Source organism: Paenibacillus artemisiicola, assembly GCF_017652985.1.
In the GTDB taxonomy this organism is placed as follows: domain Bacteria; phylum Bacillota; class Bacilli; order Paenibacillales; family Paenibacillaceae; genus Paenibacillus_Z; species Paenibacillus_Z artemisiicola.
This window is the reverse complement of the sequence record NZ_JAGGDJ010000012.1, coordinates 45,690-70,263: the sequence shown is the minus strand read 5'-3', so window position 1 is coordinate 70,263 and position 24,574 is coordinate 45,690. Positions and strand designations below refer to the sequence as shown.

Below are 24,574 nucleotides of genomic sequence, written 5' to 3'. Positions count from 1 at the left end.
TTGTCTCTCGCTCAGCGCGGGAGACCTATGGAGGTAATTTGAAGATGGCCTTAAATCCATTATCCTTGGTGGACTATTTTTCGGATACGTTTGCCGGTACGGGCGAGCTTTCGGCCGTTATTTTGCCCCGTACTGCTGCTTTGCCGGATACAGGACGCAAACAATATTCCTACGATGTGGGGGAAGAACTTGCTGGAGCCCGTAAGCATACTGCCTCGTTGTTGAAATTCACCGCTGAATGGTATGTGGCGCTTGAACAGGATCCCGCACATGCTTTCGAAGCCATTTGCAAGGATGAACTCCTTGGTGCCTTCCCCGTCCAAGCGTATCGGGAGAAGGGATTTACGTCAGAGGCTGCGTACGCGATCAAACAAATTTGGGATCGCGTTGGCCAACGTCCGGATGACCATGCTATTGCGCGCGAGCACTTTGTAAAAGGGATTGCAGAGCTGAAGCGGGTCTTTGCCGAGGCGTATTCCAAAGAGGCCTTTCGTAGCGCGTTTTACGCGCTTCAGGCGGATATGAAGAAGGCAACATGGTCGCAGGAAGACCGACTGCTGCGCAAGGAACCATCCGTTGCCAATTACGCTTTTTGGTTAGCGCTAGGGGATCGTTTCAAGCGGACGTTCATATCTGCAGGCCCTGGAAAGGAAGCGGCGTACCGAAAGATTTTCGATAAAGCCTTCTCCTCCATTGAAGGTCAGGATTGGAAATGGACAGAGCCTAAAGCTCGAGCTGTGAGGAGCAGATCGAAAGACCGCTGGGAACGGCTTGTGCCGAAGGAGGTTGTCCGTCTTTCAATGGAGCCTTCCGGCGTAGAGAAGCCGGAGAACCTCATGACGTACTACGGTTACCGTGGGATACAGTTTGGAACGTGGATGGAGGATGCAGCCGGCCGTTATCACGTGCTTTGCAGCGGAAACGCCCATGCGGACCTTGCAGCCATATTGAACATTCCGCGTCGAGCCATCAGCTTTTACGGCGCTACAGGACTCGCTTTTGGAGCTAGAGGGGCTGGAAAAGCAAGTGCTCATTTTGAGCCGTTTCTAAACGTAATCAACTTAACGAAGATGAATGGTGGTGGGGCGCTCTGCCATGAGTGGGCGCATGCACTCGATTTTAACCTGTATTCGTGGTCGCATGGATTTGCAAACGGAATGAAGGCGCCGATGTCTGCTTGCGAAGCGAATGGCTCCCAGACGTCCCATTCGATCAGGTCCGCGTTTGTTCGTTTGATGAAGCAAATCAAAGAAGGCAATGGGAGGATGCGGTATGCTGTTCCTGCCGTATTACCACCGCGACATGGAAGATACGGCTGGGAGATAAACCGGAATCTTGCACTTGCTGGCTACGACGTATCCAGCGCACTCTTATCTCTCAAAGGGACTTACCGGATCCGAAGCAGGAGCAAGTGGATTGCACTTGGCCTGTATTACTGTCAGCTGCTTAAAGAGGCCGGCATGGAGATACCGTCCGAATTCTTCATTCCAACGGACTTTAGTGCCTATTATCTTGATGCGAAGGCACGCGGCGCGTACTGGCGCCGTGATCACGAGCTCTTTGCTCGCGCGTTTGAAGCTTGGATAGAGGACGAGCTAGTCGAACGTGGGATGACAAACAGTTACCTGGTCAGCGGTACCCGCTCCGAAGGTCCATATCCTCAGGATGCAGAGCGAATGGCGATTAACGCGGCTTTTCGCGAATGGTGGGGGGTTCTGCTTGCCTCCGGCGTCCTGCAGGACGAGCAGAATTGGAGCAGAGGCTAACTGTTGATAGGGGGAGGACATCGTGCCAGAAACTAGACGCGCTCAAATCCGAAGCGAAATTGAACGCAAGCGCGAAGAAATGCATCGGCTCAGCGATCGGTTTGGGATGCAATCCGAGATCGTGATTCGAATATCTCAAGAACTCGATGGTTTACTGAATCGCTATGGTCAATTGGGGAAAGTAGTGAAAATGTAATTCGAACAGCAGGCTGCTAATCAGAGCAGCCTGCTTATTTTTTTATCAGCTTGGGCCCGCCCATTTTGCTAGAAACATGCATCATAATGGAGGCCAGTTTCTTCGCTTGTTCCGGGGTCATCTCTTTTCTTGCAGCCATTCCTATCACTCCTCTGAATTGGTTACTATTCATCATCGACCGTTCCTGAAGCGAATATACGCCGGACGAGCGTTCTATTCGCAATAGGACTACTCATATACTTGTCTCAAATGGAATTCTGGAATTTTGACCGTTACGCTATCAGGAGAGGGAGGCCAGACCCATGGTAAGCAGTCTAAACGGCATTTTTAGGCCGGCAAGCGATAATCCCGCTACACCGGACAAAGCACAGCCTCTCAAAGCGCAGAAGCCTGCTGTGGCGCCAAGCACACCACCGGCCGCGCAGAAGCGGGCTACACCGCCCACAGCGGCCGCAAAAGAGAAGCCGAAGGTACGCACGCGTAAAGAGCGTTCTGATAAGAAGAAGGACATGAAGTTCCCGGTTACGCCAGAGCAAAGGGAAGAGCTGCGAAAGCGCGCAAGCGAATTAAGAATCGCCGATCGCAGGCCTGAGATTAAATATGAAACGATCTCGAATACGGAAATTCTGAAACAGGCTTTGGAGCATTATTCGATCTTCCCCGAGCGGTATCCACCGCTTGTTTATAAAGATACCGGCCAATACATGCACGCTGAACTTTTGCTTCCGGATTATACGGAAATCGAGGTACTCGCCAGGAAGTTGAATCTCTCTATACGAAAGACCGTCTACCGGTTGATTATGAATTACATTTACCGTGGGGATGTGGATATACATGCGTATCGAAAGAGTCAGCAGCAGCCATCTGAACGTATCTGAGAAGCTGCGGGGCTTAAACGGCGGGTTTACGTGGAGCGATTTGTTTACACGGTCGAAGCGGGTAATTCGCCTAAAGGTTCGAGCAGAAGAAATCGATTTTACCCGAGCGGAAGTATTTATCGGCGACATAAATAAGAAGACCAAAGGGGCATTTGCCGAGTTGACGGTGGAGCATCTCGTCCATATCCTGTACGCGGACTTTTTGCTGCACATCCGTGAGAACCTCAGCGAGCGCAAGGAGACAAAAGATAGCGTGACCATGGAGGATACCGTAAAAAGTCTGCAGCAGAAGCGGCTCTTCTATTTCCCGCGGCAGCGAAGCGGTGAGGCAGTTAATCAATTTGCAGCGCCAAAGATGTGGGCATTGATGGAGGTTCAGTTTTTACGCGAAAATGTCAAGCGGGGCGAAGTGTTCTTATATGACGCCGAAGCGACGTTTCCTCCATTTCAAATGGAAGTCGATGAGTTGATCTCAATCTTGTTTGTCGATTTTATCGCGCAGCTGCGCCGCGGGAATCAACAGGTGTTAATCAATGGGCTTATCGATCGATTCCTATCGCATGACTTTGATTGATGATGATATAGAAGTTCTTAAACCTTCGTTCTTCTTAAAGATTGTATTTATTTGGTCTCAATTATTGAGATAGCCTATCTCAGACTTTGACTGAGGCTGTCTCAAAATTTGATACCTGGGTTTCGCCTATAGATTTTTAATCCCCCTATCTCAAAATCTGATAGGCGGGATTTTAGCCTCATTTTCGGGTATCAAAAATTGACAGAGGGTGCCTATCCACATTTTATACGCTGGGTGTCAAATATTGAGATAGGGGTATCTGTTTTTTATAGGCAGCCTATCAATTATTGAATTCTAATTAAACGATGTATCAGTTTCCCTAGGCTTCTTTTATTGGCGGATAGTTGCTAAACGCCCATACATCTATGTGTAGGTATTGCATTTATAAATCTGATCGAGCATAGTTCGCGGCTTCAACAATGGTCACACTTGCATTAAAACGGCGTATCCGGAGCTTAGCCGGGGCCGTCTGATGGACCAGGTGCTTGGAGTGGATTTGAAAGTATGAAAGCAGATTCTTTGTTCAATTAATTCCAATGGCCCTATAACAGTCGACGGAGTACAAAATAGTAAGTGCAAATAACCCAACTCGTTTAGCCTGAAATCTCAACCACTGAGAATTCAGGCTATTTGCTGTTCTACTTTCTCTTGAATATCAACACGAGTCCAATCAATTAATAGAGTAGCTTCATATGATGAAAATGTTTCCAATTTTATCCAATTTGAGGAGGGAGTGCATGCCGAATATCGCTTATGTTGCAAAAAGCGACGAAACTATCGCAGTAGTGAATGTTGATACGAATGTTGTTCTGTCAACCATTCCAATTGGATTCGTTACCAACTGGATTGCACTTACTTCGGATGCAAAAAAGGCATATTTAGCAAATCAATTCAATAATACTATCAATGTTTTAGATTTAACCAGCGAAACAATTGTCGCTGTAATTCCGCTTGGATCTTTCAACAATCAAGCAAATCAACCAAAACAGATTTTTGTTCATCCTAATGGATTGGCGTATTCGGCCAATGTCAGCGGTACGGTCTCAATTATTGATACAACATCAGATACGCTTATCACTACCGTACCTGTAGGGCAAGGTATATCAGACATGGAGTTATCTCCGGATGGAAATTATTTTTATATTGTACATGATTTAGCAGTATCGCAATTTAGTACGATTACAAATGGCGTAACAAATACAATTCTAATATCTAATATCGCCGGTGATCTCACAGTTAGCCCTGATGGTCAATTCGTATATGTAGCGATACCTGGAAACATCTTTTTTCCCAATAATTTAGTAGTTGTTGTAGACATCGCACTGAGCATGCAAACAGCAACAGTGACTGTAGGTAATAGACCAGAAAAAATAGACATAAATTCAATCGGCAGCCGGGTTTATGTTGCAAACGCCGGTAGCGGTGATGTTTCAGTTATTGACGTTCCCACAAATACCGTTATTGCTACTATTCCAGTAGGAACCACTCCGAACTTTCAAGTAATTACACCGGATTTTGGAAGCCAAGATTATGTGGCAAGATCTGGAGGCATCACCGCGATAAATTCAACTACTTTTACACCCAGTCCCGTGGTGATTAATGCTACACCCATAAGAATGGTGATTACGCCTGATGGCTCAAAATTAATTGCAACCGCCGCAAGTACTTTCCTTGCAATTGTCAATACTCAAACTAATACCCTGATAACTGAAGTCGAGCTGGGTGCTAGCTCAGGTTTTATAGCACTAGCTCCGCAGGTCTCGCAAACCCAAGAATTAGTTTACACCACAGGCATTGTTATGAATCTTGAAGATGGGCTTAGTTTAGCCCAAACGGTTTCTGTCAACGTCCTAAATGAGAGTTATTTACGCGATGTAATCGTTGAAGTACTAGCATTTGCTATCCCAACTTTAGGTTCTAAAACCCCCATAGGTCATCATTTATTTTTAGTTCCGTCAGATGCAGCAGATATGAAAGCAGTAGATGTATCGGGAGTAGCAAATTACGAAATTCAAGTCAAGATCTCTGGACTAGACTTAGCTAATGTTGTTCTTTCAATCTACGGGCTCAATGCAATGGGAAATGTCATTTCGGATCAAATAGAACAACAAGGAGTCCTAATTGCAATGCCAGGATTGTCCTTTGCTCCGTAATATGAATTTAATTCATCATCCCTCCTTAAAAAATAATATGCATGGATTCATAGTTTTGATTAGACCAATCAAAACTATTTCCATTTATCGGTAAGCTTGTCCAATCAGAATCTTTCCAAAACTCATAGAATAGAAGCATGTCGGACAAGAAGGTGGTGAAGAAGATGCCTGCTTATTCAACAGGTGTTGTAACCAATACCCGGGATTTTGGCACTGCCGCTTCAAATATTGTTTTAAACATCAGTAATATTGATCCGGCTGACACAACGGTGCTCATTAAAATTGTTGCTTCGGTCGACTCGGACGTTTTTTATATTGCTTACGTCGATGGTTTTGTTGTACCAGCTGGTGGTTATGAGGTGAGAACCTTCATGATTGCCGGCAATGTTGCTTATGAAGTCCAAATCTCCACTTCCTCTGAAAGCCTTGGCCCAAATGCATTAGTTTCTGTATATGGCATTGATGAATTCGGTAATTTGGTTGACAATCAACGCTTTGCTCCAGAAGAATTGAGCAGTATCCCGGGGATAGACCTCGGCTCATAATTAAACAAAAAGACTGCTGAATTTGAATTTCAGCAGTCTTTTCATATCTGTGTCGCGTAAGATTCTGCCCGCTGTAGTACCAGCTTCCGGACTGGCTGCTGTAAACGGTTTATGTGGCATCGATAGTTGTGTTTGTACTAGGCTCAATTTGGGGAAACGGGTCACTTAAGCAACACATAGCCATTTAAAAAATGCTGCCTCATCAATTGGCGAGGCAATCTATTATTAAAGGAAGATTAATGGGAATATCTGAAAGCAAAGGAGAATGTCTGAATATAATATTCTATAAAGGGGGAGATCATATTCATAAAATATCGATTCAAGCCTACTGCCCGATATGCCAACAACTGCGTTGGATCACTGCTTTCCCAGGGCAATACAAAAAGTATGGTTCAAATCAATACCCTGTCGCTGTTTGTTTAGAGTGTAAGGAAGACGTGGAGAAAAAATTGAACGATTACTTCTGGAGTGATCGGAATGAAACAGATCATTCCTAAGTGTCGAAGAGTTTATAAAACAGTCCCTACCGTGACCAACTAGTAAAGAATCCATCATCGGATGGGTTCAAGTTAGTAGTGAAGTTGGGAACGAAACGGAATTAAGTTCAAATATTCCAACTATTATCTAAGATATGAAATAAACAAACCCCTTGATATTACTGGATTTTCACAACTTCTTGATTAGCGAGTAAGTACGAATTGTATCGGGCGAGCCAATGACCACCAGTCAGCCTTTAATTAAGAAAAGAAGCCGTTGCCGGCTCCTAAATAAGTGCTTCAAGCGTTTCAATTTTAATATCCATTAATGTTTCATCAATTGGATGGAGTGCCTCCAAAATCTTGACTCTATACCGATTCGTTAGAAAGTCGGTCACCATATCGTGTGGCGTATAGATCGTCAGAATATCATTCCGCTTAATGGCAAATGTTTTTGAAAACCAGTTGTCATAGGTACGGCTTAGAGATCTTGTTTCTCATTTCTGATAAAAACGCCTGCCAGCGCACCTTGTCAGCTTCCGATTGCTCGCTTTCGAGGATCCGCCGTTTGAGTGCAGCCTCCTTATCTATCTCAAACAAGGAGAGCTGCCTTGTTTTACGTCGGACGTTCCCTTTTTCAATGAGATCATCATAAAGGCTGCTATAATCGACACTTGGATCGAGATCGAGTTCGTGTTCGCAGGTCGTTAAGAGCTTAGTTAAGTATTTTTCATGATCGACTTGCAGCACTTGAGGGAGCTGGTCGCATAGCTCTTGCGAAAGGAGCGGGACCTTCTTTCGTACCTTAAACAATGGGCTTTCGTTGGTATTGTTTAAGTCAGCGTTTTGGACGTTAAAATGATAAACGAAGCCATGATCCTCTAGGATGCTGAGATACTTTTTTACAGTGTTACGGCTCATTTTCATCTTATACGAGATGAGCTCGAGATTCGGCCAACAGAAGTCTTTTTCACCGTAGCAGTATCGCTTCAGGTGCGCATAGAGTGCGATCGCTTCTGCTCCAAGAATGTAACCCCAGTAGTCAAACATGTAGTTATTGATGATCGTCATATGGCCGTCGACATAAGGCACATTCTGACCATGCTTGTCCAATGAGAATTTGCGTATATCTTCTTCGTTAAAGTAGATCCGCTCCAGCTCTTCTTCAAAATAGGCTTGGGGCTTACCTTTGACTATTCGTGTCTTCGGGGTTCGGTTTCCCGTAGGACGTTCACGATAGTAAAGGAGACGAGCAGAACCTTCCTTCAGGTTTTTCATCTCTGACATAAAAAAGTCTCCCTTGCGCCACCAAAAAAGGCAATACTCAAGAGAGAGAAGAGGCTTTATTTTTCAAAAACGATATGCTAAAATAAGCTCATACCGAGTTTGTGTAATAAAGCTTCTACTCCTGAACTATTCATTGTCTAAACGCTTGGCGGCCGGAAGACAATGAATATAACCTGGTAGGGGCTTTTTTTATTTGATTTTGAGGACATTCGGCTTTCTTTCGTGCTGTAAGAAGGCGAATCGTATACTAAAAAACACACATGAAATGTGTGCAATAAGTTAAAGGTCAGCAATCAACATCCGTAGAGGTTGACTTGACCTCGGTAGCACGCAAAAAGATTATAACCTACTTCTTTAATTTGGGTAAAGCGAAATATGGCGAATCATGGCGTTGTCGGGGAACTGGTCTAGGCATGCTGCATGTTAACATAGGATTATGGCGTGAGCACACAACACCTCGCTTTAGTTTTTTAGCTGAAGAGGGGTTTTGTGTTTCTATAGAAGCACAAAGCTGTCGCAGGCATACTTTACCTATTTTCTGTCTAGTGCTATAATTCTAGTATTACAGCAACACTCGCTTTATTTTCTTCGTTGTTAGACTTTCGACGAGGATGGAGAAGCCTTAAGGGATTTAAAGTATGCAAATGGAAGCTCAAGGACTTACACTACACGTATGTCCTTTTTTTGTTTCCATTCCATTGAAGACGCATTCGATTGTTGAATGCGTCTTTTTTATTGGCAATTTGAAGCTGATGGTCTCTGCAGCACAGGGGTAATTCGAAGATGAACAATGGAGGTATGTAGAATGGGGAACCAAGGACAAGAGCGAAACGGCTTTCCTTTCTTGGCGGGTGAGGAGGCCGAACACGTTAAACGTATCGCACTTGAGAAGAAGGCACGTGCACATTCGACAATACAGTCGGTGTATCAATTGATGGCAAATGAATTCCATAAGCACATTCGGCTGCTTCCGCAAAAGGAAAAGGTGATGGACAAGCAGTATACTCTTACTGCCGAACAAAGGCAGTTTGGTCTTTACTCCTACCATGGGAAAACGTATGTCGAAACATTCCGGCCGTATGTTGAGGTGGAAGGCCGAATCGAGCAGATGATCGCTGTTCACAAAGCCCATGAAAAGAGTTACGTCATTCATACCTTTCCTGAGCAAATCGGTGAGCAGTGGGTCATGACATGCCAATTTGAAGGGTTGAATAAATACGGTCAGCCTTTTAAAACAATTGAGCGTTCCATCATTGGATTTGGCGCAACTTCGGGCGTAGATTCCACCAACCCGATAGAAAATGCTTCGACAAGCGCGGTTGGTCGCGCGCTTTCGCATGGGGGGTATGGAAATATTGGCGGAGGTCTCTCTTCGTACGAGGACATTTATATGACGGATGCCCGGCAGAGCGCTCATGAAAAGCTGAAGAACGAAGGCCGTCATTCCGATCCGGTCCAAGGGCAGCCATTTGGTCAAAACGGAACTCTTACTGACGAAGAAGGACAACCGCAAGGAAGCGAGCAACAGTCGCATGGAGGTGAACAATCTGCGTCGCATGGGAATTCCGATCGTTCGCAAAGCCAGAGCAACGGCAGCCGAGGCTCGTCTTCTTCGAACAATGGGTACCCAACCCAAGGACTTACCGGGCAGCATGAGAAGAATCGTCAGCGGGAGAAAAACAAATTTGTCAGCCGTTTTTTGAATAGCACCAAGAACTGGGATAAACAGGACTTGAAGAACAAGGTCCAGGCTGTTCTCCAAATTACTTCTTGGGACGGCAAGTTTACGTCATTCTCTCTTGATCAATTGCAGCTCCTTGAGGAGCGCATGGGCACGATTCTTCAAGCATCATAAGAAAAGGAGTTGGGGCATGAAGCTACGCAGAATAAAGCACGAGGGATGGTACGAGCTCCAGTCCCCATGTCCGATTTGTGGACATAAAGGTTGGTGCCGGATAAACCTCGAGCAAACGGTTGTTTATTGTATGAGGGTGCCAAGTGATGATTATTTCGATTCCATTATTGGCCGTCAATTCCGGCATGTTTTAGATTCCAATGCCGTACCGAAAATAAAGGTTGAAATTAATGTGAATAAGGCTGTCGATAAGAAGCCCGATCATCACCTCAACCGCGTTTATCGTGCCTTACTGAAGGAGCTCTCATTATCCCCTGAGCATTACTCCCATTTGATTCATGATCGCCTCCTTGAAGAGAAGGTTATTCAGCTACGCGAGTATCGTACCATGCCCGTTCAGGAACGTTATAAAATTGCCAAGAACGTCATTAGCCGACTGAGCGACAATAGCGATCTATTGGGGGTGCCGGGTTTTTTTTGCCAAGAAGGCCAATACGGCCCCTACTGGACGATGGCTGGCGGTATGGGTCTCATGATCCCGTTCCGTACCATCTCGAATGAGATTACCGGCTGGCAGATCAGGGTAGATAATCCACCCCTGGAACTGGATATAAAGGGTGCCATGACGGGCGAAATTTTGGAGGAACTTCCGCGAGATCAAAGCGGGAAGCGTCGCGCGAAGTGTTCAATCATGGTTCAAGATAAGCCGTTAACTGTCGAGCTCACCGAAAAGAATAAAAAAGAGATTTCTTCAGCATCCGGCCAATTTGTCTTTAGCGTGGAGCTCAAGCAGGGACAGCGATATTGGTGGTGGAGCAGCGGTTCAAAGGATAACGGCGCGTCCATTGGCGGCCCGCTTCCGGTACATCTCGCGTTGCCAAGCCCTTGTTTGAAATACTGGAACGTCGGGGATACCGCGGATACCATAGTTGATTGTTCGGAAGTCTGGGTAACAGAAGGGGCACTAAAAGCTGATAAGGCTGCGGACGGGCTAATTAAACCGGTCTTCGGTATACCAGGTGCCGGTGCGTTCTCGCTATTGCTTGAACCGCTGAAGGCACTAGGTTGTAAGCATATTATCTTTGCTTATGACGCGGATGTTGTAACTACGAAGGAAGTTGAGATGGCCCTCGGGCAGTGCGTTGAGTATTTCGCAAAGGAAACCGAAATGCAGCTCAGCCTTGCTATGTGGGACATTTCGCTCGGAAAAGGCATTGACGACTTGCTAGACCATGGGTATCTGCCGCAAGTGTCCACGCTTCTAAGGTGAGTAAAGGATTATTAATGGTATAGTAGGAAACTGATGCCCACCTTTTAGGTTTGCTAAACGTTTCCCAAAGTTCCAATGGCTGAAGCGGGTAGGCATGCCGTATGCGCCAAGGTGTCGATAATTTCAGCAATGGCACTTCCAGATCTCTTGAATCAGTGGACGGCATATGTATACCTCCAATCGTAAGTTCCAAAACTGAGATTAAGCAGGGAATTATGTTATAATTCGGGTATTAGCAACTTGATTTTACTTCAGACATACGGCAATCGATCGAACAATTCGATACGGATATAATCAACAGATAATGAATCCGAAGGAGGTGGATCCCGGTGTCGAATCCGGATGAGAAGAAGCTGAACACCTATCAAGACTGGTTGTCGTGGGACGGAGTATGGGAACTAATTAACGGTAAAGCCTACAATATGTCGCCTGCTCCAAATGCGCTGCATCAGTTCATCGTTGGAGAGCTGCATTTCGCACTGCGAACGTATTTTCAGAATCAGAGCTGTTATGTGTTCGTTGCGCCGTTTGATGTGTTCTTCAGCGAAAGTGACCAATATGATACTCCCGAACATGTGACGCAGCCGGATTTGTCTGTCGTCTGCTCTAAGAATCAGATTTCGAAGAATGGCTGCCACGGGGCGCCAACAATGATTATCGAAGTGTTGTCGCCATCAACAGCGCTAAAGGATTTTAATGAGAAGTTCAATCTTTATCAGAAATACGGAGTCCAAGAATATTGGATTGTCGATCCCGGAAATCGCACCGTCCATGTGTATGCGCTGCAGGATGGATTGTATCAAGTGCGGAAATTATATACGGAACAGGATAACGTGCAGTCGAACGTGTTTAAGGAGTTGCAGATTCCTCTCAGTAAGCTGTTCAGTCTGGAGACTTAATTTTATTAAGCCGATTCCTACAGGAGTCGGTTTTTTAATGCTCCGAATTAAGCACCTTGGCGATACAAAGCACAATTCGTTTATGATGTGCTGATGATTACTCTTAGGGACAGGATAGCGCAACTTTAGCTTTATCCATTGCGTATTAGATGTGGATATATTTGTAAATCGAACGAGAGAGCTAGTACATTTTAGCTTAAGAAGTAGCTTGTTCATGCTATTACCTGTGGCATATGTGTATTATAGATCAGTTTTGTTAGGAGGCATTTCCCTAGATGCAATTCACAAGACAAAAACAACACATATTAAGATAAGGAGTGGTCGTTTTGAAGAAGCTGATTTGTACAGTTGTTGTGTTAAGCGTGATGATTTTTGCAGCATCCGCTAACGCCGCTGAACCGGTGAAAATACTCATGAAAAATCAAATCGATGGCGCACCGATTGCGATTTCCTCCGATGTAAGTCCCGATATCAAGAAGAATCGAACAATGTTACCTCTGCGCGTTATCAGTGAAAACTTGGGAGCAACAGTCGACTGGTCGACTTCGGAAGTCGTGCTCACTAAGAGTGATGTAGAGGTAATATTACAACTGAATAGCAATAAAGTAGTGAAAAACGGTAAGGCGATGCAGTTTGATGTCGAACCCTATCTGAAGAATAATCGTGTGATGGTTCCACTTCGTTTTATTGCAGAAACATTTGGTTGCAATGTAGGTTACAGCAATTCTGCAGTAACTGTCGAAACCAAACCATTAGTCATCGATGGTGTAAAGGTGAAAGCAGTGCAAGAAGAATACTATCTGACTTTTGGCGAAGTAGTAAATCAAATCACCGGTAATACATATAACGAAGCGATATATAATATTTTTGTTGAAAACAAAGGGATGAAGGTCGAAGCACCTTCTAACTACGCCGATAACGTAAACCTCGTGACAACTGGCGACTACTATAAAGGTGGACAATTTGACTTTCTTGACCAGGAAGGGAAGAGCATAAAACGTTTTGATGTTTATACCTTAGTTCAATCAACGACTGCTAATGACGCCCCCGAGACTTTAATTTATGAAGCAAATGAAAACCAATGGTTTAGGTTTAACTACAAAGCACTTCTGGATATTTTGGGGTTAATTGATATTGCCTCAAAGAACGGTTTTTTTAAGGAGATCAGCAATACAGCTCCGTAAAAAGGTACGATAGCTCAATGTGTTGTGTACGATAGCAACTCCGCCTTAAACTTGAAAGGGAATCGAATTTACGGCGTCCAGCTATGAGGAATTTTTAACTGATAAAAATGTCGTCAAGGGTAAATGAGATTGAACTAACGGGCACGATAGTTAAACAACAGCAGACTGCTGGAACTTGTGTTCAGTGAAGATTAGGCATATTGGAGGTTGATTGATAAAGTGAGAAAGTATGCCTTAACTAAACCCAGCACTTCTCATGATATTAAAAAGGTCATGATATATGAAACTGAGCACGATGGAATATATCTATTTGTTTATCTATCACATCGAGATCTACCAGCACACAACGATTTTTGGTTTGACGATTTAGAAGATGCCGAGCATTTTAGTAAAGCTTATTTCCAAACGTCCAAAGCCGACTGGATTCTAATTGACGATCCAATGGAAAGCTGTCAACATGATTTAATCAGACCCATACGACGTAAAAATAACTCTTATGAATTGTTTGAAAACGGGAGTTGGAGAATGGTTGAGTTAGGGATATAAAGAATTATTTGAAATTCAGGATGTTGAACTAACGGAGAACGATAGCTCAATCATGACACGACGGCAGCCGGCCTCAGAACGATCGGCTGCCGTCGTTGCGCATACTGGCAGGATAGTTTAATTTCCTAGCGAATGGTACTAGAAAACCAGTTCATAATTGAGAGGATTATTCCCCATGAGACTTAGTAGCAAGCTGCTTATTGAACAATTAGGAACGGATTATATTGATACTAAGCTAAAGGGCTTCTCATACGACCATGCGTCACATTTAGTTCAAATGAGATATGGAGATGTAGTTAACAATGAAAATGATAAGATGATTTTCTTTAGGAATTGTTTTTCGGTCAGTATTAATACTTGGCTGGAGGGAATAAAGGGGAAGGCTCCTAGCAATCCAGGTGAAATGGATTTCTTCTTGCATGGGATTACGATTGACGATGTTGAAGTTAGTGGTGTTCAACTTTATAAATGTTCAATGAAGATACCTATGATGGATTGTCAAATCACATGTGTCACGATTGAATTGAATTGCACTAACGGGGCACGCTACTTGAATCAATTAGTCTAAAACCTTCTATTAGTAGCAAACTAGTATTAATTGCTCTAATAGGAGGTATTTATTATGAATTTAAGCGAGCTTTGGCATCATTATGAATCAGATAAACGAATCCAAGGGTTTAGTGCAAATACATTGAAAGCCTATTCCCTGCAACTCAAGATGCTGGTTACGGAGCTGGGGGACCTAGAAATTACTGAAATAACTCTGAACCTGCTTAAGGAATACCTAGCAAAGCAGTCCGATCGATTAAAGCCTAGCAGTCTAGGGCACCGTATTCGTTTTGTGCGTTCGCTCTTCCGATTTGCATATGAAGAAACCTATCTACCCACCAACCCTTCACTCAAGCTACGTGCCCAAAATGGATAAGCGGATTCCTAAGTTTTTGATGGAGGAAGATGTAATCCATCTCAAGATTTCCTGTCAGACCTCAAGGGAAAAGGCGCTGCTCGAGTTTCTCTACAGCACAGGCTGCCGTATTGGAGAGGTCGAGAAGATAAACATTGAAGATCTGAATTGGGAAACCTGCTCGGCTATTGTAAATGGAAAAGGTTCAAAGCAGAGAGAAATTTACTTCACAACGGAGTGTAAAGTATGGTTGAGGAAGTACTTGGCTAGCCGTGAAGATTCGTGTAAAGCCTTATTTGTAACGGATACAAACCCGGTTAAACGTATGGCCATTCCAACGCTCAGGTGGGCAATAAAACGGCTTGCAGCTCGCGGAGCAATCGAGGCAAACGTATACCCCATCGATTTCGTCATACTTATGCATGCCAGCTGCTGGATAATGGCGCACCATTAGATTTTATTCAAGGCATGCTGGGGCATGAAAAAGCATCAACCACACAAATCTATGCTCAGCTCCGCGGCGAGCGAAGAAGAGAACTTTATCGCCGATTTTTTTAGTGTGTTAGCAGCGGATGATTCAACTAAAGGGCAGGATAGTTCCAATATGTGGTATTGTAGAAGAGTGTGTTGAAATTTATAAAATATATTTCCGTTCTGAAGGGGATAAATCATGAAACCATGGAAAATTGTTGGGCTATTAGTGATTCTATTAATATTAGGGGGAGTATTTTATTTTCTAGATACAAGATTTTGGATAGACAAATATAAAATGAATGGCGATACATTAGTATTTGAGAATAATGTTTATATTAGTAAGCATTCACTTACTGAATCTGATACTAGCAATCTTGGCAAGACGATTGGTATTGCCGTATACAAAAAAAGGTCAATCACAGACTACCTTTGGCCCGATTGGGTTATAGAGTATAAAAATGAAAAGAATCATAATCGTATTTTTGTAAGGGGACTAATGGACTTAGGAAATGTTTATATAAAACAGTCCCAATAAGCAGCCAATAGAACCGTTTCAGGTTTCGGGCCATTCGGCAAGATTCTTACGCTCCCTCGAAATGATTCACTTTCCTCACTCAAGCTCATGAATTCGCAGGATTTCACCCTTAAATGAAAATGAAAGAAGAAGATAGGCTGGAGCTTGTTGCTGGGAGAAAGCGAAAAGGGCATGCGTAAATAAAGGTGAGGAAAGCTTCACCCACATTGTTCCATTTACGAACGTCTCCACTTTGCCTTAGCGATTCTCGCTCCCATGTCGCAACGGGTCATAGCCCTTTCATTCCTTCGTCACATCTAACTAAAGGGTAGAGGTCAGTGTATCTAATGGAATGGGTCCCAGCCTTTTGCGTAACGTCTCCCGATACTCCGTGCTTCTTGTCATCCTGCGAATGCGTGAGCTGGTGAGGTTAGAGCGGTTTTAAGCTGCCTGAGGGAACAAGCGAGCGGAATCGTAAGCCTCATTGCTCTTAGACAGGCCGACCAGCAAACGCGCTACTTTGTTACATAACTTCATGATGGATTTCATCTTCTTCACGTTCTTTTCTCCACATTGTAACGGTGCAAAGCCCGGATTTCCGGGTTTGTCATGACCATACACATCGTCATGAGCTAGAGGAAATGACGTAGGCGGGGACGACCTCGTTTGCTAGTACCATCTTTCCTCGCCACTTCCCAGAACTGGCCTCAGCTAGATTTAACCCGGCATGCCGCAGCAACGCATTTCCGTGCGAAAAGCTGCTTAAATCGCCGGCCTCACCAAGCACACCGGCTAGACTCGTTGCACGGATGCCTCGGATTTCAATCAGCTTCTGCGCGTAGGGAATTTGTTCAAGAATGAGATGAAGCTCGCGTTCGATCTGTTCGAGCTGTTGCTGTTCGAGGTCGTATTCATCGAGCAATTGCCTAAGATGAAACTGGTAAGCATGAAGTGCCGTGGTGGTCCCGACACTGGATTTTGCCACTGAAATAAGCTGTTCAGCCCGTTTTACACCAACATGACGCTTCACGTGTTGCTTCCAACCGTCGAGGATCTGTGCTTAAGCGGCTGATTTCGTTCGTCAATGGGAAGAGCCTGAGCGTAGCGATTGCGCTGGTGCAGGTGAGAATGTTAAACACCTGTCGCAGCTCGGGGAAGACAATGTCCATCCAGCGGTGGATTTGGTTAACCGCGCTGTTTAGTCGGTTGGTCACCGTCTCTCGGTTTGCCATGAGAATTCGCAGTTCCACGTAAGTTTCGGGATGGAAACGAACCGGGGAGTAGTACCCATTTTTGATCATCTCTTCAATGACGAGTGCGACCTTGCGATCGCTTTTAGACGGGGTGTTGTCTCGGTTTTCCTTTTTCTTTTGACGAGGTGAGGGTTAACCAGAACGGGGTCCAGGCTTTGAGTGACCAGCCAGCGGGCGAGGTTGAACCAGTAATGGCCAGTGGGTTCCATGCCAACGATGACTTTGTTCGGTTTGTTGGTTTTGAATAGCTCTTGAATCCAACGTTTGAATTGATTGAATCCTTCACGATCGTTACCAAACTCAAGCTGAGGACCTAGCGCAATGCCGCGAAAGTTGACGGCTCGGGCTACATGAACTTCCTGAGCAATGTCAACGCCGACAACAAGGTGAGATCGGTAATGTTTTTAATGCGTTAATTTTGCTTGTCCTGTGATTTAAACTTCATAATAGAGCGACCTCCTGATGAGCTTTTTGAGGCTATTGACCTCGTGCATAACCCCATCGTGCTGAGGCGCTCGTTTTTTCTAACGGGACACAATAGCTAAAACATGACACTACGGCAGCCAGCCTTAGACGATCGGTTGCCGTCGCTGCGCAAAAGGCAGGATAGTTTAATCACGTCGCAAATACTTTATAACATACGAACCTTCCCGGTATTCTTCTTCACACTGACCAAGGCTTTCAGTACACCTCAATACCGTTTAATGCTAAACTCATGAGCTAGGCATTGTAGGCAGTCACTCCCGACGCGAGAGAAATGGAATGAAGTCAATAAAAAAATAAATAGTCCGTTGAGGCTTGTACCGGAGAAGAGAAGACAAAGCTATTGGATGGTCGTGCTGATGCTTATGTATGGCATGAAAACAAAAGTCGCGGTTTAATCCCCGCGACTTCAATTCTGTGAGACCCCTATGAAAGCTTCAATAAAATTATCGGCTCCGGTGGCTAATCTGAATATGCAGTTGCATTAAAACTCTCCATTCCTACTCTGTCGGCATTTACCGTACTAAGCAAGTAGAAAGTATATAACAACGTGTTAGACGGATCAACTGGAACATTGAAGTCCGAAGCCGTAAAAGCGAAGACCTGAAAATTAGAATTTCCCAAATTTAGCGGATAGGTTACATAAGCAATAACCTTGTCGCTGGTGATATCTCCTCGTAGCACACCTATAAAAATTGAGGTACTCGGTGGCGGAGGTGAACCTGTAAAACGAAGTTCAGCGACCCCATTGAATACCACTTGTTGCCCCTGTTGCCTCCGCCGTGTTTAACAATACACTCCCTAAAGATGTGCGTACATTAGCTGCTAATGGGGTTAAGATTGAAAAACCATAGCTTGCATTTTGAGCTGTTCTCACATCTAGTAACTTTACCATCGTCATCACCTCCTTGTTACTAGATAATGGAGGTGTTGTCTCATTGGTTACGGCGCTAATGAATTTATAACTAATGTTTTCAGTTCGCATTGCGTTGCAATTTTCCAGAGGAGAAAATCGAGGATAAGTCCCTTGGCGACACTGTCAACAATACCTAACTTCCGAATAATATGGTACACTGGCGCCGAGTAGGAAGCACTAATAGGGGGACGTGCATGTCCGCCTCGACCCTCTCGAACATACTGGCCGGCACTACGAACGCTGTAGCTGTACACGAGTTGAGCTACGCGCTCACATCCGATGGAGTTGTGACAGACATAACTGATCTTTCCTTACGTGAATTTAACACACTGATCGGACTTATGTCCAACGACGGGTCGAAGTGTGTTTTCATTTACTAAGTAATTAATGTAGCCATTAACCTCTTCAATAGTCATTCTATTCAACATTTCCAAATTGACTTCCTTACTGTCGAGGTGGTTGTTTTCAACTCTTGGAGGTGGTGATGTCGTGGATAAAAACCAACTAATAACCTATTTGTATGAGAGATTACGATATCTGAATAAGTGGAAGTTAAGCCATTTAATTTATTCAGTACGTAACAAAAATGAAGGCAGAATTGAAGAGCTTGAAGATATTATTTACCGGATACAAACAGATAACTTAAAAGATCCAGAACATAAATAAAGATCGAGACCCCAAGAGGGTCTCTTTTTTATGCGCGGCCAGTACCGTTTTTGGGACACTTTTCTACGTGGAGGACTTATCGATTAAGGACATCGCGGGCATCTTGGCTGAGCATGAACGGCTTCAAGTTGAGGCTGCACAGAGGCAGCTTAAATCTTGTCATCATTGATGAATGAATCTGAGTCTAAGGGGGAGTTGCAATGAAACACACCGATTGGGATGTACGTTTGGCAGATAAGCTACGCGACGCGGCTTTTGTATTTATGGGATCAAGTTCTTTGACGATCTGCGACAACCACACGGGGCATCGATCGGGAGCGGCCGACCAACATCCGGCGGCGCTTACAGGAAGATGGATTCGCTGGCAACACGCCCTCGGACTAACCCACGTGCAGCACGAACTAGATGTTATTCCCGACGGAGTAGCCTCCAAACAGACTTTTTTCAACACCCTCATCGTAATAGCAAATTGGTGCCGTTTTTTGGGAAACGGCCAAATGGCGGGCTAGGAACTTGATTTTCTGCTTCTTGCCGACGATGAAGAATAGTTTCGATTGGCGGAGATTGATCTAGAAAGTGAAGGAGCAAAAAAATTTTAAGCATTCTGGAAATTATCTGAACATATTTTCATTAAATTTGGGGATATTATCCTCGATTCAAATAGAAGTACCAGTTTAAGGGTGAAATATGAATTTCAGTTGTATCTACTATTGATTACTTTAATTGGTTTCTAAAACCAAGCGCCGTAATCAGGAAGCATGGATCTCCGTATTGTTCTTCACCAGTGCACTTTATATATCACAGGTGAAGGTCAGTATGAAAAATTGTATTTCAGAGTAATGAAAGGAATGACGGGAAAGTGGTGAAGTGGTATGAGTACTATATACGAAGGTGATATTCGGGGATTATTCGAGCACTGCGGCGATGTAGTTTTCGAGCCAAATAAAGATTTTCTATTTGTCTTCTGCCAAGGCATGTCCAATAGAGAGCAAATCAATGAGCTAAGCACATGCAGCGTGGACGTTTGGCGGCAGCATCCCATAACCTTGACGGAATATTGGAAGGACGAGCTCGCCTCTTACGTGTTCAACGGCAGCTTGCTTCTCTTTGAGCTGGCATCGGCTCGGTGCTACGTGCAATATGTGGCAGACCCGCCCCAGAGAAACCCGGAAGAGTCCGTTACGGAGACTTCTTCGAAGGGCGCGCGTGACGGTTTCACCGAGAGCCTTCAGACCAATGTCGCTCTGATTCGTAAGCGGCTAGGGACGACGACGCTCAAAGTAGAATCATTCACGATAGGCGTCCGGAGCCAGACCGCGATTAGCCTCCTTTATATCCAGGATATTGCGAACAAGGGGGCTGTCGATGAGGCCCGGACAAGATTGCGGAAAATCAACATCGATGCGCTCATTACCAGTTCCCAGTTGGAGGAAGCCATCTCAGACCGGACTCTGTCGGTGGTTCCATTGATCGACAATACCGGTCGGCCGGATTTCGCCGCAGAATATCTGATCGGCGGCCGATTCGTCATTTTGCTAAACGGCTCTCCACTTGCCATCATCGCCCCCGTCACGCTGACGTCGCTCATCAAGTCGCCGGAAGACGGCTATTACCGTTCAATCATCGGCTCCTTTCAACGATTGATGCGTTTATTCGGCTGGAATTTGGCCTTGTTCCTGCCTGGGTTCTACATAGCACTCCTCGGCTTCAATTTCGATCAAGTCCCGCTTCCGTTACTGGCTACCATCGCAACGAACCGCATCGGGCTCCCGACCTCACTTCCACTCGAAGCGATCATCGTGCTTATCATTTTTGAGCTGTTTAAGGAAGCTGGCCTTCGGCTCCCCAAATCGGTCGGGCCAACCGTAACTGTCGTCGGCGGAATCATCGTAGGCGATGCCGCCATACGGGCTGGCATTACGTCCCCTACGGTTACGGTCATTGCCGCCACTACGGTCATTGCCGGCTATACGCTTGTGAACCCTACGCTTATCGGTATCGTGTCGATCGTTCGTATTTTAATTATGGTGATTTGCTCGATACTCGGCATGTTCGGATTCTTCATGTCCGTCTTCCTCGTCGCATATTTATCGGATCTAAAATCATTCGGCGTTCCGTATCTGTCTCCGGTATCGCCGCCGTCCTGGTCAGATCTCACGGGAGGGTTACTGAAAAAACCAGCAAACATGATGAAGAAACGTTCGCAAAACCTCCATTTGCAGGACGATACCAAAATGGAGGATGACACAAAATGAAACAGGCAAGAAAAGCGATTTGCATCAGTTGTCTGTTATTAGTTCTCTGCGGTTGCTGGGACGTCAAAAATATTCAATACTTCAACTTCGTTAATATGATGGGTATCGATTTCGTCGATGGACAATACAAAATCTATGCACAAATCAACGAGCTCTCTTCTATGGCGAAGCAAGAAGGAAGCGCAGTTGCCCCGAATCCGGTCGTCGTAGCAAAAGGAGAAGGCGAAAGCATCGGGATGGCGATGTACGATCTGCAGAAGGAAAGCCAGATGCGGACCGATTGGACCCAGAATAAAGTGTTTATTTTCACCGATCGCATGCTGAAAAAAGGAGTCTTCGAAATTCATGACGAATTGATGCGAACACGAGATCAGCGATATACGCCTTGGGTTTTTGCAACGAATGAAGACCTCGATAAGGTTCTCAGCACCAAACCGATTACGGGGACGTCTCCCGTGAACACCATGTACTTCCAACCAAATCTCCTGTTCAAACAGATGAATTCCTCCTTCAAGCCTCTGAGCTACCAGAATTTCATACGCTCATCGAGAGAACCGTACGAGACGACACTGCTTGATCATATCAAGCTGACCGAGAATTGGGATAAGGAAGGCGAGCCGATGACGCTACCGATCGTGAACGGCCTTCTCGCGCTGCGGAACGGAAAGATCGAAGCCATGTTCAACCGTGAAGAGGTGAGCGGTTTGAAATGGCTGGATAAGAATACGTCCCGTGGCATTCTCTCCATTAAAGACGAAAAGGGCAACTTTTATGGAACCGTTGCGGTCAAGAACAGCAAGATCACGAAGAGCCCTGCATATCAACATGGGAAACGGATCATCAAGCTTTCCCTCAACGTGGACGCCTTCCTCCGTGAGCAGAAGCTTGAGTTCGGGCTGAATAAAGCAGAGTCACTGATTAAAGAAAACATCGAGGGCGAAATAACCCAAACCTACGAGAACGGAAAGAAACGCGCTGTCGACATTTACTCCTTAAACGAAATCTGGTATCGCAAAGGTTTTGCCATTAATGAGGACGTACCGGGAATGGAGTTGCAGGTCAAAGTCAAGCTCATGGGAACAAATACGTTCGAGCTGCGAGAGAAAAGCAATGAATGACATAGAAGCGAAGATTGACTTAAGAAATCTTCCCCTTAATCTCCTCGCGCCTTTATGTTGACCAACTATACGACGAGTACTCAGCGAAGCATGTGAATACGGAGTGAGTTCAACACCTTAATGGTTTTCCTCGCTGGTTATTCTTTGTTATGCTGTTATAGACCAAATAATGCGTTAGGGATGTGAAAGTAAAATAATGTTGAATCCAATTGCTATTTCGTTGGGGCCAATTCAAGTTCATTGGTACGGAATTATTATCGGACTAGGAGCTTTTATTGGATTACTGCTCGCGTTAAAGGAAGGAAAGCGATTTGGAATTTCCTCTGATTTCTTTATATTGGCTTGCCTTCCGCATTGATTGCTGCAAGAGCTTATTATGTAGCCTTCGAATGGAGCTATTATCATCATCATTTAGCCGAAATTGTAGCCATATGGCATGGTGGTATAGCCATTTACGGTGCGTTAATTGGGGCTGTCGTAGTGGCTGTTATTTATACGCGGCGAAAAGGGTATGACTTCTGGCGTAAGCGGATTTTTGCGCTCCCGGTTTAATTACAGGACAAATGATTGGTCGTTGGGGAAACTTTATGAACCAAGAAGCGCATGGTGGTCCTGTATCGGAGAGTTTTTTGCGAAATACACTACATCTTCCGAATTTCATCGTTAACCAAATGTTCATCGCAGGTCAGTAATATCACCCGACATTTTTATACGAATCTATATGGAGTCTTATCGGACTTCTTGTACTCCTATGGATTCGCAGAAGATCATTTCTGCGTGCAGGCGAGCTTTTTATGAGCTATTTCATATGATACTCGCTCGGTCGTTTCTATATTGAAGGCGTCGTACAGACAGCAGCCTCGCTTTTGAAGGTCCACAGTGGTTGGCTTCAATGCTTAAAACAATGTGGAGTCCAATGAACGCTTTTGGGTGGGGAGTAATGGAAACGGGTAAAAATATTCGTATATCCCAGTTGCTTGCAGTAGTAATTATTATAGCTGCAGTCGCGTTCATCATAATTCGGCGAAACGAAAAAATTGCTAATTGCTATAGTTCACCCTTTAAATCAAGAAACACGGTTGCTACTGTATTCCAGGTTAATCATCCTCAAGATAGTCATTAAAAACATTAAAACTCCGTCCATCAATATGGCAGGAGTTCATTTTTGATTATAAAAGCGGAAATAGTTAGCGTACAATTATTGAAAAGTTGTATCATTGATAGTACGACGAAAACCCGAACTTAAAAATGTGCAACAGCATTTGGCAAATGAATGAACTTATCTGGCTAGAGAAGTACCTCAATTACGATTATCGGACTACAGAAATAACTAAACAGAACATAGGTAAGCTAAGCTTAGAGCCAAACGAGGTTTTATATGCAAACTTATTGGCCATAATAATGAAAAAAGAAAAAAGAGGCAATATTAATGATCGGACTCCTAAGTTCAGTCGTCCTGTTCAATTTAGCCGCATTCACCTTTAACAAACGGCTTACTGGAAATCAAATACTTCACATATGGTCTTTCACTACGGCGTTTAAAAATACCTTCGATCTTTATGTGGACTTAAAATATCATGGTTATTGGTATTTTACTAAAGACATTGACTGGCCAGCAATAGTAGCTCATTTATTTCTGCTTCCACCAGTTAACATGATGATATTGAATTGGTATCCATTTAAAAAGTCGTTGATTTTTCAAGTCATATACTTACTGCTGTTGGATGTATGCTTAGGGTTATATGAATTAGTTACATTGCTTCCGAGACCTTGGGGATATTTTAACTATGGATGGTGGACAATATGGCATTCTTTAATGATCAATCCTATACTTATATTAATTTTAGTATCATATTTCAAATTGGTTCGGAAGTTTGAAAACATTCTCGGAACTAATCTCAAGTAACATTAGAAATATCTTCAGTAGGAATTGCAGGCTGCCAGTCCAGGTGCAACGACGCTCTGAGCGTTCCATGCACACTTCTAAGTAAAAGCCATTGATTAATTAGAAACTTCCCCTATGTACAACGGAACCTATAAAATGACGAAGGATGCATCAATAATCGTGATGGGAGCGATTAGAATGGCATCCCATAGGCTTCGCAATCATGGAGCAATCATAGTAATCCTCGCTTGCTTGCAATCCGGTCCAAAAAGGTCATCGGCAACACCAAGCGACAGAGGTATCATCGGTTAAAAGAACCCTCGTTATTTGCGGAAATGGGGGTGTAAGGCGTATCGGGTTATAAAATCTTCGATATACCCAGACTTCAGTCTCCATCGTTTTGGAACTTATGAATCCGTCTGCGGATATGATGGAGCAATGGCGAAGACCGTGATTTTACGTTGCGAACTGCCTTCG

Annotated in this window: 22 protein-coding genes and 2 pseudogenes; 21 read left to right on the top strand and 3 right to left on the bottom strand. The window is 44.4% G+C overall.

The window, feature by feature from the left end:
- Nucleotides 1-44: 44 nt before the first annotated feature.
- The 6 genes from I8J29_RS16340 to I8J29_RS16315 all read left to right on the top strand — a co-directional run bounded on the left by I8J29_RS16340 (nt 45) and on the right by I8J29_RS16315 (nt 6,112).
- On the top strand, nt 45-1,766 hold the full coding sequence (locus I8J29_RS16340; protein WP_208848608.1) for an LPD1 domain-containing protein: 1,722 nt from the start codon (nt 45-47) through the stop codon (nt 1,764-1,766).
- 22 nt (nt 1,767-1,788) lie between these two features.
- The gene (locus tag I8J29_RS16335; RefSeq protein ID WP_338113187.1) at nt 1,789-1,962 is read left to right on the top strand and encodes a Spo0E family sporulation regulatory protein-aspartic acid phosphatase; all 174 of its coding nucleotides are present in this window, start codon (nt 1,789-1,791) and stop codon (nt 1,960-1,962) included.
- 302 nt (nt 1,963-2,264) lie between these two features.
- Nucleotides 2,265-2,840: a hypothetical protein gene (locus tag I8J29_RS16330; protein ID WP_208848607.1), complete on the top strand. Its 576-nt coding sequence runs from the start codon at nt 2,265-2,267 to the stop codon at nt 2,838-2,840.
- Nucleotides 2,797-3,414, top strand: coding sequence for a hypothetical protein (locus I8J29_RS16325; protein WP_208848606.1), 618 nt, complete (start codon nt 2,797-2,799; stop codon nt 3,412-3,414). The genes I8J29_RS16330 and I8J29_RS16325 overlap by 44 nt, the downstream gene beginning before the upstream one ends.
- A 737-nt stretch (nt 3,415-4,151) precedes the next feature.
- Nucleotides 4,152-5,567: a beta-propeller fold lactonase family protein gene (locus tag I8J29_RS16320; RefSeq protein ID WP_208848605.1), complete on the top strand. Its 1,416-nt coding sequence runs from the start codon at nt 4,152-4,154 to the stop codon at nt 5,565-5,567.
- A gap of 164 nt (nt 5,568-5,731) precedes the next feature.
- Entirely contained in the window at nt 5,732-6,112 is a 381-nt protein-coding gene (locus I8J29_RS16315) for a hypothetical protein (RefSeq protein WP_208848604.1), read from the top strand.
- A 944-nt stretch (nt 6,113-7,056) separates the two neighbouring features.
- Here I8J29_RS16315 and I8J29_RS16310 read toward each other — a convergent pair.
- Nucleotides 7,057-7,875, bottom strand: a complete 819-nt coding sequence (locus I8J29_RS16310; protein ID WP_208848603.1) for a helix-turn-helix domain-containing protein — start codon at nt 7,873-7,875, stop codon at nt 7,057-7,059.
- A gap of 805 nt (nt 7,876-8,680) precedes the next feature.
- On the opposite strand from I8J29_RS16310, the gene I8J29_RS16305 reads away from it, so the two are divergent.
- The 10 genes from I8J29_RS16305 (at nt 8,681) to I8J29_RS16265 (ending at nt 15,542) form a co-directional block, all read left to right on the top strand.
- Nucleotides 8,681-9,730, top strand: a complete 1,050-nt coding sequence (locus I8J29_RS16305) for a hypothetical protein (RefSeq protein WP_208848602.1) — start codon at nt 8,681-8,683, stop codon at nt 9,728-9,730.
- Nucleotides 9,731-9,746: 16 nt separating this feature from the next.
- Nucleotides 9,747-11,000 (top strand): toprim domain-containing protein, encoded by a 1,254-nt coding sequence (locus I8J29_RS16300; RefSeq protein ID WP_208848601.1) that lies wholly within the window; start codon nt 9,747-9,749, stop codon nt 10,998-11,000.
- A 329-nt stretch (nt 11,001-11,329) separates the two neighbouring features.
- Nucleotides 11,330-11,899 carry a Uma2 family endonuclease gene (locus I8J29_RS16290; RefSeq protein ID WP_208848599.1) on the top strand — a complete coding sequence of 190 codons (570 nt, stop codon included), beginning with the start codon at nt 11,330-11,332 and terminating at the stop codon, nt 11,897-11,899.
- A 326-nt stretch (nt 11,900-12,225) separates the two neighbouring features.
- Nucleotides 12,226-13,083: a copper amine oxidase N-terminal domain-containing protein gene (locus tag I8J29_RS16285; protein ID WP_240546244.1), complete on the top strand. Its 858-nt coding sequence runs from the start codon at nt 12,226-12,228 to the stop codon at nt 13,081-13,083.
- Nucleotides 13,084-13,302: 219 nt separating this feature from the next.
- On the top strand, nt 13,303-13,629 hold the full coding sequence (locus tag I8J29_RS16280) for a hypothetical protein (RefSeq protein WP_208848598.1): 327 nt from the start codon (nt 13,303-13,305) through the stop codon (nt 13,627-13,629).
- Between the two features lie 175 nt (nt 13,630-13,804).
- Nucleotides 13,805-14,197 carry a hypothetical protein gene (locus I8J29_RS16275; RefSeq protein ID WP_208848597.1) on the top strand — a complete coding sequence of 131 codons (393 nt, stop codon included), beginning with the start codon at nt 13,805-13,807 and terminating at the stop codon, nt 14,195-14,197.
- Between the two features lie 54 nt (nt 14,198-14,251).
- Nucleotides 14,252-14,554, top strand: coding sequence for a site-specific integrase (locus I8J29_RS34490; protein WP_338113186.1), 303 nt, complete (start codon nt 14,252-14,254; stop codon nt 14,552-14,554).
- 19 nt (nt 14,555-14,573) lie between these two features.
- Nucleotides 14,574-14,987, top strand: coding sequence for a tyrosine-type recombinase/integrase (locus I8J29_RS34485; RefSeq protein WP_338113192.1), 414 nt, complete (start codon nt 14,574-14,576; stop codon nt 14,985-14,987).
- The gene (locus I8J29_RS34480; protein ID WP_338113191.1) at nt 14,927-15,091 is read left to right on the top strand and encodes a tyrosine-type recombinase/integrase; all 165 of its coding nucleotides are present in this window, start codon (nt 14,927-14,929) and stop codon (nt 15,089-15,091) included. Before I8J29_RS34485 ends, I8J29_RS34480 begins: the two co-directional genes overlap by 61 nt.
- A 112-nt stretch (nt 15,092-15,203) precedes the next feature.
- Entirely contained in the window at nt 15,204-15,542 is a 339-nt protein-coding gene (locus tag I8J29_RS16265) for a hypothetical protein (protein ID WP_208848596.1), read from the top strand.
- 420 nt (nt 15,543-15,962) lie between these two features.
- Here the strand turns inward: I8J29_RS16265 and I8J29_RS16260 are convergent.
- Both I8J29_RS16260 and I8J29_RS16255 read right to left on the bottom strand, forming a co-directional pair.
- Nucleotides 15,963-17,183: pseudogene (locus I8J29_RS16260) on the bottom strand (IS110 family RNA-guided transposase).
- Nucleotides 17,184-17,993: 810 nt separating this feature from the next.
- Nucleotides 17,994-18,152 carry a hypothetical protein gene (locus tag I8J29_RS16255; RefSeq protein ID WP_208848595.1) on the bottom strand — a complete coding sequence of 53 codons (159 nt, stop codon included), beginning with the start codon at nt 18,150-18,152 and terminating at the stop codon, nt 17,994-17,996.
- Between the two features lie 510 nt (nt 18,153-18,662).
- Between I8J29_RS16255 and I8J29_RS16250 the strand changes: the two genes are divergently transcribed.
- From I8J29_RS16250 to lgt, 5 genes and pseudogenes are all read left to right on the top strand, one after another.
- Entirely contained in the window at nt 18,663-18,839 is a 177-nt protein-coding gene (locus I8J29_RS16250) for a hypothetical protein (protein WP_208848594.1), read from the top strand.
- Between the two features lie 200 nt (nt 18,840-19,039).
- Nucleotides 19,040-19,348, top strand: coding sequence for a hypothetical protein (locus I8J29_RS16245; RefSeq protein ID WP_208848593.1), 309 nt, complete (start codon nt 19,040-19,042; stop codon nt 19,346-19,348).
- A 363-nt stretch (nt 19,349-19,711) separates the two neighbouring features.
- Complete coding sequence (locus I8J29_RS16240) at nt 19,712-21,094, top strand: spore germination protein (protein ID WP_208848592.1); 1,383 nt, start codon at nt 19,712-19,714, stop codon at nt 21,092-21,094.
- Nucleotides 21,091-22,212, top strand: a complete 1,122-nt coding sequence (locus I8J29_RS16235) for a Ger(x)C family spore germination protein (RefSeq protein WP_208848591.1) — start codon at nt 21,091-21,093, stop codon at nt 22,210-22,212. The genes I8J29_RS16240 and I8J29_RS16235 overlap by 4 nt, the downstream gene beginning before the upstream one ends.
- A 196-nt stretch (nt 22,213-22,408) precedes the next feature.
- A pseudogene (gene lgt, locus I8J29_RS16230) lies at nt 22,409-23,335 on the top strand (prolipoprotein diacylglyceryl transferase).
- Nucleotides 23,336-24,574 lie beyond the last annotated feature (1,239 nt).